This is a genomic window from Rothia nasimurium, assembly GCF_004569295.1.
Classification (GTDB): Bacteria; Actinomycetota; Actinomycetes; order Actinomycetales; family Micrococcaceae; genus Rothia; species Rothia nasimurium_B.
The window spans coordinates 80,791-92,863 of the sequence record NZ_SPQC01000003.1 but is presented as its reverse complement, the minus strand read 5'-3'; the positions used below and the strand labels follow the sequence as shown (position 1 = coordinate 92,863).

Annotated in this window: 11 protein-coding genes, 1 tRNA gene and 1 rRNA gene; all 13 read left to right on the top strand. The window is 63.5% G+C overall.

What is annotated here, in order from left to right:
* Positions 1 to 199 precede the first annotated feature (199 nt).
* The 13 genes from rrf (at position 200) to E4U03_RS01525 (ending at position 11,861) form a co-directional block, all read left to right on the top strand.
* Positions 200 to 316, top strand: a 5S ribosomal RNA gene (gene rrf, locus E4U03_RS01585).
* Positions 317 to 563: 247 nt separating this feature from the next.
* The gene (locus E4U03_RS01580) at positions 564 to 1,442 is read left to right on the top strand and encodes a DsbA family protein (RefSeq protein ID WP_135011241.1); all 879 of its coding nucleotides are present in this window, start codon (positions 564 to 566) and stop codon (positions 1,440 to 1,442) included.
* A gap of 198 nt (positions 1,443 to 1,640) precedes the next feature.
* A complete protein-coding gene (locus tag E4U03_RS01575) occupies positions 1,641 to 2,654 on the top strand; it encodes a nucleoside hydrolase (protein WP_135011240.1) in 1,014 nt (337 codons plus the stop codon).
* Between the two features lie 51 nt (positions 2,655 to 2,705).
* The gene (locus E4U03_RS01570) at positions 2,706 to 3,563 is read left to right on the top strand and encodes a hypothetical protein (RefSeq protein ID WP_135011239.1); all 858 of its coding nucleotides are present in this window, start codon (positions 2,706 to 2,708) and stop codon (positions 3,561 to 3,563) included.
* Positions 3,564 to 3,566: 3 nt separating this feature from the next.
* The gene (locus tag E4U03_RS01565) at positions 3,567 to 4,322 is read left to right on the top strand and encodes an energy-coupling factor transporter transmembrane component T family protein (RefSeq protein WP_135011238.1); all 756 of its coding nucleotides are present in this window, start codon (positions 3,567 to 3,569) and stop codon (positions 4,320 to 4,322) included.
* Positions 4,323 to 4,411: 89 nt separating this feature from the next.
* Positions 4,412 to 5,557, top strand: coding sequence for an ATP-binding cassette domain-containing protein (locus E4U03_RS01560; protein ID WP_135011237.1), 1,146 nt, complete (start codon positions 4,412 to 4,414; stop codon positions 5,555 to 5,557).
* Between the two features lie 41 nt (positions 5,558 to 5,598).
* A tRNA-Thr gene (locus tag E4U03_RS01555) sits at positions 5,599 to 5,672 on the top strand.
* Positions 5,673 to 5,903: 231 nt separating this feature from the next.
* Positions 5,904 to 6,956 carry an ABC transporter substrate-binding protein gene (locus tag E4U03_RS01550; RefSeq protein ID WP_135011236.1) on the top strand — a complete coding sequence of 351 codons (1,053 nt, stop codon included), beginning with the start codon at positions 5,904 to 5,906 and terminating at the stop codon, positions 6,954 to 6,956.
* 3 nt (positions 6,957 to 6,959) lie between these two features.
* Positions 6,960 to 8,009 (top strand): FecCD family ABC transporter permease, encoded by a 1,050-nt coding sequence (locus tag E4U03_RS01545; protein ID WP_135011235.1) that lies wholly within the window; start codon positions 6,960 to 6,962, stop codon positions 8,007 to 8,009.
* Positions 8,009 to 9,079: a FecCD family ABC transporter permease gene (locus E4U03_RS01540; RefSeq protein ID WP_135011234.1), complete on the top strand. Its 1,071-nt coding sequence runs from the start codon at positions 8,009 to 8,011 to the stop codon at positions 9,077 to 9,079. The genes E4U03_RS01545 and E4U03_RS01540 overlap by 1 nt, the downstream gene beginning before the upstream one ends.
* 4 nt (positions 9,080 to 9,083) lie before the next feature.
* Positions 9,084 to 9,923 (top strand): ABC transporter ATP-binding protein, encoded by an 840-nt coding sequence (locus E4U03_RS01535; RefSeq protein WP_135011233.1) that lies wholly within the window; start codon positions 9,084 to 9,086, stop codon positions 9,921 to 9,923.
* Positions 9,916 to 11,004 (top strand): siderophore-interacting protein, encoded by a 1,089-nt coding sequence (locus tag E4U03_RS01530; protein ID WP_135011232.1) that lies wholly within the window; start codon positions 9,916 to 9,918, stop codon positions 11,002 to 11,004. The genes E4U03_RS01535 and E4U03_RS01530 overlap by 8 nt, the downstream gene beginning before the upstream one ends.
* Before the next feature lie 41 nt (positions 11,005 to 11,045).
* Positions 11,046 to 11,861, top strand: a complete 816-nt coding sequence (locus tag E4U03_RS01525) for an SGNH/GDSL hydrolase family protein (protein ID WP_228065684.1) — start codon at positions 11,046 to 11,048, stop codon at positions 11,859 to 11,861.
* Positions 11,862 to 12,073: the final 212 nt, after the last annotated feature.

The window sequence follows — 12,073 nt, the reverse complement described above, 5'->3', positions numbered from 1 at the left end:
CCCTATAGATGATGGGGTTGATAGGCTAGGTATGGACGCGGGGAATGCCCGTGGAGTTGACTGGTACTAATAGTCCGAAGGCTTACATTTTTTGACTGAGTGTGTTTGGTGTTTGCGTCCACTGTATGGTTTTGAGGCAATAACCTGTTTGGGTTTGTTGTTGCCCCCCTTGTTTTTGGTGGGGTGGTCATCGTAGGTTTACGGTGGTTATAGCGAGAGGGAAACACCCGGTTCCATTCCGAACCCGGAAGTTAAGGCTCTTTGCGCCGATGGTACTGCACTGGTGACGGTGTGGGAGAGTAGGTTACTGCCGGTTTTTGATTGGGATATAGGAAGGCCCTGGACAGATTGTCCAGGGCCTTTTTGTTTTAAGCATAAAAAATCTAGCACCCACTTTTTATACCCTATCGGGCGCGAGAGATAAGCGCTCTGAGCCAGCCCTCACCTAAACTAATAGTTTCCTGGGAAAGTAGTTTGAGGTTTTGTGGAAGGGGAGATATCCCCGTCAAATCGCGGTAGGCTTGAACCTATCAAGAACGCACGTACGAAAGTGAGGCACATCTGTGTCTAAGGGAAACCCCTCCACTGACGCCCGCGAGCGTGCCCGCCAGCTGGCGGCACAGCAGGCCAAGAAAACCTCAAAATCATCCACTCGCTGGATTCAGTTCACCGTCCTCGGCGTCATCGCCCTCATCGTGGCCATCGTTGCAGTCGTCGTCATCAACGGCAACCGCAACCAGATTGCCGACGCAGGCCCGGTGCCCGCATCAGCTAACCAGTACGGCGGCATCGTCCTGACCGCTAACGGTATCGAGCAGAACACCAGCACCGAAGCCAGCCGCGACAGCAACGACCTGGGCACCTCAGAAGCAACCTACACCGCAGCTGACGGCTCCGAAGCCAAGATGCCCCTGGGCGTAGCCCTGCCCGAAGAAGCAGACAATAACGGTGAGCCCGTCCGTCTGACCATCTTCCAGGACTACAACTGCGTGCACTGCGCCCAGTTCGAAACTGAAAATGCAGACACTATCGCAGCCCTGGTTGCTAGCGGTGACATTACCCTGGAGATCCGTAACCTGACCTTCCTGGACGCCTCCAGCCCCACCTTCTACTCAGCCCGCACCAACAACGTAGCCTACTCTGTAGCTAACCAGGTCTCCACCGAAGACTTCCTGAACTTCCAGAAGGAAATCTTCACCCACCAGGGCACCGGCGGTCTCTCTAACGAAGAGCTCGTTGCTATCGCTGAGAAGTACGGTGCAGACGTAAAGGACGACGTCGCTAACAACACCTGGCGTCCGCTAGTCCAGACCGTCACCCTCGAATCAGCTTCCAACGGTATCAGCGGCACCCCCACCGTCTTCGCTGACGGCGAGGTCTTCAACTCAACTGACTTCAACGCCTGGATCACCGCAAAGATTGAAGCTAAGAAGAACGCCTAAGTTCACCCCGTAAACAGGCTGTAGAAAGCCTGGCCGCTGTGTACTAAACTGGTACACAAGGTGTAGGGGCAGCTACACGCCTTTGCCTGTGCTCACAGCAGGGTAAAGGCGAGTAGCTGCCCCTTTTGTGTGCCCCGCGCTGGGGACGTCAGCCTGCCCCATCACCAGTAACCGACCACCTAGTACCGTAAAGATTTCATGACCCTGCACCTCCTCATCGACTGCGACCCCGGCGTCGACGACACCCTTGCCCTCACCTACGCTTTTGCCCACCCGCAGGTTGCTGTGGAAGGTATCGTGGCAACCGGCGGGAACGTGAGTACCGAGCAGGTAGGACGCAACGTCCGCGGTCTGCTGGAGCTACTTGGCGGGCAGGGTACCCCCTGGGCTCTAGGAGCTGAGAACCCGCTGGCCCAGCCGCTCACCACCACCGAAGAAACCCACGGCCCGCTGGGTACGGGCCACGGCCTGCTCCCCGGGCAGACCAGGCCCACGGGGTGTTCCCACGGCGAAGGGGCAGACCTGTGGGTGCAGACCGCCCGCCGTTTCCCCGGAAAGCTGCACGGGCTCGTCCTGGGTCCTTCAACTAATCTGGCGCTGGCTCTACGGCAGGATCCAGAGCTGCCCCGTTACTTAGCCAGCTTGACCATCATGGGTGGGGCCCTGAACCACCGGGGGAACACGATGCCCACCACCGAGTGGAACGTGCATTCTGACCCCGAAGCCCTGCACGAGGTCTTAGCTGCCTATAGCCGCCCTGGTCTCGACCTGCCCTATGCGCCCCTGCTCTGCCCGCTGGATAGCACCGAGAACACGGTGATGACTCCTCAGCTGCGCGAGCGTCTACTGGCCGGTGGGGGAGAGCTCTTTACCGCCCTGGATGGGGCCCTGCAGTTTTACATGGAATTCCACGAGTGGGACAAGCTGGGGTTTATCGCCCACGTGCACGACCCCTTCGTAACTGCTCTGGCTGTGAACCGCGCCCTGGCCGCCGACGGCCAGGCCCACACCCAGCTCGGGGAGACTACACCGGTGACGCTCGACGTTGAGCTTGCCGGTACCCTTACCCGCGGCCAAGTGGTTGCTGACTGGCTAGGGCGCTGGGGGAAAGACCCCAACGCCCAGGCCCTGATCAGCGCCCGGGCCCCTGAATTTTTTGAGCACCTGATCCAGACCGTCCGGGCTGTCTACGCCCCAAAGGGGACTGACTAGACCCAGCTCAAAAAAATAAAAAGAACAATTATTCTACAGAAAGGGGTGGGTATGGCCCCCTCATCACACACCACCTCAGAGCCCTCAACGTCTGGGCAGAGGACCTCGGTAGCTGCCGGGCTCCTCGGTAAAAACCCAGAACACAACACACCGCTAACCACCTCCCAGAAGGTGCTCAACCTGCTCGCCGTCCTGGTGATCGCAGGAACCTACACCTGGGCCGTCTTCACCGCAGGCGGCACCACCAACTACGCGGGCTACCTGGAAGGCACCAGCGATGCCCAAGCCGCTATCTCCCTGCCGCTCATACTGGGCTATACCGCGGGCGTCCTACTGCTTCTGGCGGCTAACCTGAGCCGCCTGCCCCTTGCCACCATCGCCCTGATTCCCTTTGCGGCAGCTTTCAACATCATCGTGGGCCAGCTCATTGGCTTCTCGGGTATTCCCCTCTACCTTGACTCCGTTGCCACCGTGCTCATCGGTGTGCTGGCCGGCCCCGCCGCCGGAGCCATGACCGGTATTATCACCAACCTGGCCTGGGGTCTCACCATTAACCCCACCACCATTCCTTTCGTCGCCGGCGCCGCCCTCATCGGCTTCTTGGCCGGTTACGCTGGCCGCCTGGGTCTCTTCCGCAAACTCTGGGGTGCCCTGCTCGCGGGCTTTATCACCGGCATCCTGGCCGGGTTCGTCGGCGCCCCCATCGCCGCCTTCGTCTTTGGCGGCGGCCAGGGCGTGGGTACCGGTTCCGTGGTTGCGGCCCTGCAAGCTGCTGGCCAGTCCCTGCTGGGTGCTACAACCCTGCAGTCCTTGCTCTCTGACCCGCTCGATAAGACCATTGCCTTCGTCCTGGTCTGGCTTATCATCAAGGGTCTGCCCGCCCGCGCCCGTCGTCAGTTCGGCCGCTAACCGGTGAGTACCCCCACCCTGAACCCCCGCACCTGGGTCACCCTGGGCTGCGCCGGGCTCCTGCTAGCCTTTGCCCCGCTGCCACTGATCTGGCAGGCGGGGCTGCTGGCTGTGCTCATCGCCCTGCACGGGGCAGGACGGACGCTTTCCCCCTGGGTACGCCTGGTTCTGGTAGGGCTGGTGCCGGTTGCGGTGATGGCTTTTATCATCCAACTGGTGTCACGCGGGGGAGAAACCGTATGGGCAACCTGGGCGCCCGTGCCCTGGATGGTGTTTGAAGTGACCGCCGAGGGCGCCCGGGCTGGCATGGTCCTAGCCCTACAGATTCTGGCCTTCGGGTCGGCCTGCGCCCTGCTGATTCTACCCACAGGGGCTGCTGGTCTGCGCTATGCCCTGACCGTCTGGGGACTGCCGCCTAGGCTCATCTACCTGCTGGTCGCTTCGCTCAACGCCCCGGCCCAGCTGGCCCACTACTCCCGCCTAGTGCAGCGGGCCGCCCGAGCCCGAGGCATGGCCGACGGGTCGCGAGGAGCCCGCGCCTGGTTGGGGGTGCGGACAGCGTCCGCCCTTTTCAACCTGCTGTTGCTCGACCACGAGGTGCGCGGGGTAACCCTAGCTGCGCGCGGGATTGACCGGGCCGGGCCCAGAATTTTCTGGCAAGACTACGCCGACAGCCGCACCCAGGGCTACCTTCGCTGGGTGCTCCTGCCGCTGGCCTGCCTACTTGTGCTTGCTGCTTATACGGGGGTGCTGCTGTGATCTATACGCGGACGCTGGTTCTTGGGGCCCGGGGAACCGGAAAGTCTGCCCGGCTACAGGCCTGGGCCCAGGAACGGAGTGGGCTCTTTGTGCCCTCTAACCCCCATGCCCTGATGACGGGGCTGGTACCCACCGGGGCCGAAGAAATTGCCCTGGGGGTAGAACAGGTTGTGGATAGCCGGGATCAGCTCCACCGGGCTGTGCAGGCTGTCGCCGCTGACCTTGGGATTACCAACTTACTGGGAGCCCACCCCCTGCAACTTTCGGGTGGGCAAACCCAGCTGGTAGCCCTGGCAGCCTACCTGGTGCTGGGGCGGGTGGATGGAAACCTCGACGGGGCGGCTGTGCCAGCTCTAGCCCTGGACGAACCCCTGCTCGGCCTCGACGATGCCATGCGGGCCCGGGTGCTGGACGCTTTTACCCGCTACCCGGCAGATTTGGCCTGGGCCTCAGCCAGGCCCCAGGCCGATGAAAAGAGCCTTGCCGCTAGTCTTGAAAACCTAGGGGATGGTGTTTCACCGTCTGCTGGGGCACCGTCTCTGCCGCCCTTGCCCGCCCGAGCCGCGGCAGACATCCTGGCCCGTGACCTCTCTATATCCCCGGTTACCCCGGTCCGCCGCCGGTGGAAGAAATCGGTAGCTACCCCCGTTGCTACCGGTATTAAGCTGGACCTTACCCCCGGCGACTGCCTGATCCTCACCGGCCCCAACGGCGCCGGAAAATCCACCCTGCTGCGCACCATCGCGGGGCTCCTACCCCCAGCCGCCGGGCAGCTCACCATCGGCGGGCTACAGCCCTACCGGCAGGACGCCCCCGCCCGCGTCGCCCTTGCCCAGCTGGTCGCGCAGACCCCTGCCCACCACTTCTTGGCCTCCACCGTGGATGCCGACATAAAGCTAGGGAGCGGGGCGAAAGTTAGTGGCCCTATTCGCGAAGCCCTGCGCGACGCCGTCCTGCCTACCGACTCCGGTGAAATACACCCCCTCGACCTGCTCCCCGCTGAACAGCACTTGCTTGCCCTAGCAGAAGCGCTCGCCGCCGGGGCGTCGTGCCTACTCCTCGATGAACCCACCGCAGGGCTAGAGGCACCCGGCCTTGAGCGGGTCGCAGCGCTCATCGCTGCCCACTGCGCCGCAGGAGGCAGCGCTATCGTCGCCACCCACGACCAACAACTCACCCAAGCCCTCGCAGCCCGCCTGCCCCTGCACCACTACCGACTAGACGCCCGCAGATAACATGCACCCGCCCGCAATATCGGGTACACTTGAAAAGTCTTGCCTCCTTAGCTCAGCTGGCCAGAGCACCTGTCTTGTAAACAGGGGGTCACCGGTTCGAATCCGGTAGGGGGCTCTCTTTGTGCCCAAAAACAGAACACCAGTTATCGTGCAAGCTGCTGAGCGCGAGCCTGGGGGCGCACACGAAAAGCACAACTTGCTCCTATCTCACCGTGCGCACCTAGTTACCCAGCGTTTGCACAAATACGCAAACAAAAGATAGTGTTATTCCTGGCTTAGGGGCACCTAAGCAGTTCTATAGATAGCCCTATAGAACCAAACACCCTTCCCAGGAGAACACAAGACCATGGTCGTCATCACTCGTAGCGCCTTCCTCAAGGCCACCGCAGCTACCGCCCTCACCGGCCTGCTCACAGCCTGCACCACCGGCTCCAACGACACCTCAAGCAGCAGCACCAGCTCAGCAGCCTCAGGTGAGAGCTACACCGTCAAGCACGCCTTCGGCGAGACCACCTTCAGCGCGGTACCCCAGAAAATTGCTGTCGTGAACTTCTGGAAGAACCCCGACGTCCTCCTGGCCCTCGGCGTAGTACCCGCCGGCACCCCCGTCGTTACCTACGGCGCCAACGCCAACGGCTCCACCGACTGGTTCGATGCCAAGCTGGCCGAACTCGGCGGCACAGCCCCCGTGACCTACGACGAAACCGACGGCCCCGACTACGAAGCCCTCGCCACCCTGGCCCCCGACGCTATCTTCTCCGTCTACGGCGACATGACCCAGGAAGTCTACGACAAGCTCACCGCCATCGCCCCCGTGGTCGCCATGCCCGAGAGCGTAGGCGCCTACGCCGCCTCCTGGGAGGACGTCGTCAACCAGGCCGCCGCCATGCTCCAGAAGGACGACGAGGGCGCCGCCCTCATCGAGGCCACCAACAAGACCATCGACGAGGCCGCAGCCAAGTACTCCAACCTGGCAGGTAAGACCTTCGTCGCCGGCATGTTCGACCTCGAAGCCCAGACCCTCTCAGCCTACGTAGCAAGCGACTCCCGCTCCCAGTTCCTCACCTCCCTGGGCATGAACATCGCCCCCTACATCGAGCAGAACGCCACCGAAGCCGACGCCTTCTTCATGACCATCTCAGGTGAGGTGTTGCCCGAAGTGCAGTCAGACCTGGTCTGGGCTTGGGGCACCAGCGACTCCGACGAAGAAGCCATCAAGAGCAACACCCTCTTCTCCCAGATGCCCGCCGTAGCGAACGGCGGCCTGGTTGTTGAAACCGACGCTGCTATCTCCCTGGCCCTTTCGGCAGCGTCCCCGCTCTCCCTGGACTGGGCTATCAACCAGACCGAAACCCTGGCCAAGCTCTCGGCCGCTATCGACGCAAGCCAGGCGTCCTAACCGGTGACCTCCGCGCCCACCCGGCACCCCTCTAGCCGCCGTGCCACCCCCAGCGGGGGAGCGCGGCGGCTACTGGCGCTGTTCCTCCTGCTGGGCCTGCTCCTTGTAGGAGCAGCCCTAGCCAGCTTGGCCCTGGGCACCCGCCCCATCAGCCCGGGAACCCTGCTGGACTACCTGGCCGGCGGGCAGGTTGCAGAAGCGGACGCGGCGGTGCTCACCCAGCGGGCGGTGCGGACGCTGACCGCCGGGGTCGTGGGCGCAGGGCTGGGGCTTGCCGGGGCAGGGCTCCAGGGCATCACCCGCAACCCCCTAGGGGACCCCGGAATTCTCGGCATCAACGCGGGGGCAGCCTGCGCGGTGGTAGCCGGTATCACCTTCTTTGCCGCCGACTCCACAGCGGCCTTTGCCCTCTGGGCCTTTATCGGCGCGGTCGCTTCAGCCCTTGCCGTCTACGCCCTGGCCTCACTCGGCACCGGGGGAGCGACCCCCATCAAACTAGCCCTCATGGGCGCAGCCCTTACCGCCGGTTTAGGTTCGGTCACCAGCGCCCTGATCCTGACCAACCAGACCACCCTCGATAACCTGCGCCGCTGGCAAGTCGGAACCGTAGCCGGAGCCAGCCTCCCTGACTTGGCGGTAGCCGCCCCGCTACTGGCCATCGGCGCTATCATCGTTCTCACCGGAGCGAAAACCATTAACAGCTTTGCCCTGGGCGATGACATGGCAGCCTCCCTGGGCGAAAACGTTGCCGCCCGCCGCCTCGTCATCACCGGCGGTATCACCCTGCTGGTCGGTACCGCCCTCGCCCTCACCGGCCCCATCGCCTTCCTCGGCCTGCTCGCCCCGCACGCCATGCGCGCGCTCGCCGGCGCCGACTACCGGTCCCTACTGCCCCTCTCCTCCCTGTTCGGGGCAGCCCTGCTTATCTTGGCAGACACTGCCGGACGCGTCATCACCCCACCCCAGGAAATCCAGGTGGGCGTCATGATGGTAGCCCTGGGGGTGCCCGTCTTTATTTATCTGGTACGACGCGGTAAGACGGTTAACCTCTAATGCCGACCCTACCTGGCACCCAGCCTCGGGGCGCTGCCCAAAGTGCCACCCACACGGTGGCTAGCGTCCGCGCCCGTGCCCGCCGCCGCCCAGCCCTCGCTATTATCGGTCTTACTCTGACCCTGATTGCGGTGTGCGCGGTGCGCGTGCTTTTGGGCTCCTACACCGTGACTATCCCCGATTTCTTCACAATCCTCGGCGGCGGAACTATCGAGACCGCCAAGGGTGCTCGCTACATCGTCATGGAAGAAAAACTACCCCGCGCCGTCCTCGGTGCCCTGGCCGGGGCAGCCTTTGGTCTGGGCGGGGCTATCTTCCAGCTGCTCCTGCGTAACCCCATTGCCAGCCCCGATATCATCGGCGTATCCAACGGGGCTGCTCTGGGTGCCGTCATCGGTATTGTTTTTCTGGGGCTGGGCGGGCTGCCGCTCACCCTGCTCGCTATAGCTGTTGCCCTGCTCGTAGCCCTTGTCATCATGGCCCTGTCCGCTGGCGACGGGGGTGCGGGCAACCGCTTTATCCTGGTCGGTTTGGGCATCTCGGCCCTGGCCTCAGCCTTGATGCAGTACCTGCTCTCGCGCACCTCAACCACCAGCGCCCAGACCCTGACCCACTGGCTGGCAGGCTCCCTCTCTACCGCTAACTGGGACCGCATCAGCCTGCTGGCCCTTCTCCTTCTGCCCCTCCTGCTGCCCCTCATCCTGTTCGCCCGCCCCCTGCACGCCACCGCGGTAGGGGAAGAACTGGCTCTGGGGCTGGGCGTGCCGACCCGCGCCGTCCGCACCAGTTTCATCGCCCTGGGCGTGCTCCTGGTAGCTGTCGCCACCGCCGCCACCGGCCCCCTATCCTTCGTGGCCTTTATGGCCGGGCCCATCACCCGGGCCCTGACCGGCGGACGCCACAACCTCACCGCCGCTGCCCTGACCGGGGCCAGCCTGGTCGTGCTCGCCGACTTTATCGGCTCCAACCTCATCCCCGGCGGCATCAACCTGCCCGCCGGCGTCCTCACCGGTGCCTTCGGCGCCCCCGCCCTCATCTGGCTGCTGACCCGCTCACCCGAAAGAAGCTAAGTTCGTGAAAACCGTAACGCCTCGCGATCTCACCGTCACCCACGTGCGCCTGGGCTATGGCGACCGCACCATCGTGCCCGACCTCTCGTTGAGCATCCCCGCCGGAAAAATTACCGCCATCATCGGCCCCAACGGTTGCGGTAAATCCACCTTGCTGCGCGGTATCTCCCGCCTGCTTAAACCCAGCAGCGGCGAGATTACCCTGGACGGTCAACCGGTCGTCTCCTACGGCGGCAAGGAATTCGCCCGCATGGTTGGCCTGCTGCCGCAGAGCCCTATCGCCCCCGAAGGAATTACCGTGGCTGACCTGGTCTCCCGCGGCCGCTACCCCTACCAGGGGCTCTTTCGTGGCAACACCAGGGAGGACGACGCCGCAGTCGCCTGGGCCCTAGAAGCCACCAACACCCTGGAGCTGGCTGAACGGCAGGTCACCGAACTCTCTGGCGGCCAGCGCCAGCGCGTCTGGATCGCGATGGCTCTGGCCCAGGACACCGACATCCTGCTGCTGGATGAACCCACCACCTACCTGGACCTCGCCCACCAGGTAGAACTCCTTGACCTTTTGGCCGACATCAACGACCGCCGCGGAACCACCATGGTCATGGTGCTGCACGAACTCAACCTGGCAGCCCGTGTTGCCCACCACCTGGTTGCCATGAAGGACGGAGAAATTGCCGCCGCCGGTACCGCCGCCAAGGTCATGACGGAGGAGAACCTACACCGGATCTTCGGCCTGCGGGCATCGGTCGCAGACCCCCTGGGGGACGGCTCCACCGTCGTGGTGCCCCACGCCCGCCCTGTAGGCGACCCGGCAGAAAACCCAGCGGGTCAGAATCTTGCCTAAGCCCCGCCCGTCCGTGCCCCGATCGTCCGAACACCGCTCTTCTGCCCGCCGCGAGGTTAAACGCTCCATTAACCAGTACGGGGTGTTCCCCGTGACCGTCTCACGGGTTGAGCAGCTGACCGACTCCTTTGTGCGGGTATCGCTGACTGGCCGGTCCCTGCTGCACGCTGCCGCCCCTCTCTCTGACGGCACGGGGCAGGTCTACGACGCCTACATCAAACTCTTCATCCCGCCCGCTGGTGCCAGCGGCCCCACTATGATTGAGCTCGATACCTCCTGGCGGGCCCGGTGGCGCTCAGCCCCCGAAACAGAGCGCGGGCACATGCGCACCTACACCGTGAGCAATTCCCGGCTGGTACCCTCTGTCGGGCTGGACGAAACACCCCTGCTGGGCATGCTCCCGGCCGCTGAAGCCGACCTGGAGCCCCTGGCTCGTGATCTGCCGGCCGACCTGCAACCTGAAATCGACGTGGACTTTGTCCTCCACACCGACGCCCAGGGAACCAGCGGGCCCGGCTCAGCCTGGGCTGAACAGACGCAGGTGGGGCAGCAGGTTTCTATCTTGGCACCCCTGCGCGGCTCTACCCTTTGGTCCTCCTATAACCCCGGTGCTGCGTCCTCACTGCTCCTGCTCGGCGACGAAACCGCAGCGCCCGCCCTGCTCTCCACCCTGCGCTCCCTGCCCGCCAGCGCCACCGGGGCGGTATTTCTTGAGGTACCCGGTGCTCAGGACGCCCTCGACCGCCTCCCCGAGGTGCGGCAGGCTGCCCAGCGGGTGCCGGGCGTCCGCCTGCAGGTGCTGGCCCGAACCCCCGGCCAAATGCGCGGGCACCAGCTAACCCGCGCCCTGCGCACAGCCTGTTCCCTCGAACCTGCTCCAGCAGCTACCCCCTCCGACGACAGGGAGGCAGACAGCCCACTCTGGCACCTTGCCGAAAACCCCACCGGCACCTACGTGCTAATTGCCGGTGAATCAACAGTGGTGAAAACCCTGCGCCGTATCTGCGTGAATGAAGCCGGGCTACCCAAAGAAAGCATCTCTTTTATGGGGTACTGGAAGGCGGGGCAGGCCGAGGGGTAGAGTGGCCTGGTACCTACCTGCTAGAGAAAGGCCTAGTCCGCATGATGTCGATTCTCGGAAAAGACGAATCTATCCGTTACGTCGCCCTGGGAGATTCCTTCAGCGAAGGGGTGGGGGATGACGCCCCCGACCGCCCCAACGGGGTGCGCGGATGGACCGACCGGGTGGCCGAGCAGTTCATGCTGGCAGATTCCAAAGCCCAGTACGCCAACCTGGCGATCCGCGGGCGCCTGCTCGTGCCTATTATCGAAGAGCAGCTAGAGCCTGCCCTGGAGCTCAAACCCAACCTGGTTTCTCTCGTGGGCGGCGGTAACGACTCCCTGCGCCCGGGCTTCGACGTTGATGCCCTGATGGTGCGCTATGACGAGGCCTTTAAGACCCTGCGCGATGAGGGTATTGAAGTCTTTACCATGACCGGTTTTGACCCCGGCCCCAAGGGATTCTTCAGCGGTAACCGCGCCCGAATTGCCCTCTTCAACGAGCTACTGCGCGAGGTGGCGGACGACCGCGGCGTCACCGTCGTGGACTACTGGCGTATGCACGAGCTTTTAGACCTGCGCTACTGGGCCCCCGACCGTCTGCACATGAACGCCGCTGGCCATACCCTGACCGCCCGCCGGGTGCTGGAAACCCTGAGCGCTGAGAACATTCGTATCGGCGACCCCGTTATCCCCGCGCCCCTGCACAAAACCCGGGTGCAAGAGGCCCTAGATAACGCTAAATGGGCCCGGGAATTTGTGGTTCCCTGGATTGGTCGCCGCCTGCGCGGTACCAGCTCCGGAGACAATATCAGCCCCAAATACCCCGCCTGGACCCGCTTTGATGTGCTGCCGGAAGAAGCTAAGTCCGCCCTATAACAGGTAGGCGCCGGAATTAAAAGACTTAAGCTGTTAATATCACACTTAAGATTACACGCGTGTAATTTACCCGGTTGGCAGGGGCGGACGCCGGTGCCCAGGTTCGCTTGGCAAGGGCGGAAAACCGCGGATCAAAGCCTGAGATGACTTGCGAAAAGTTAAAAGCCCGGTAGAATTGATGGAGGTTCAAACGCACCAATGAGTCTATGAAA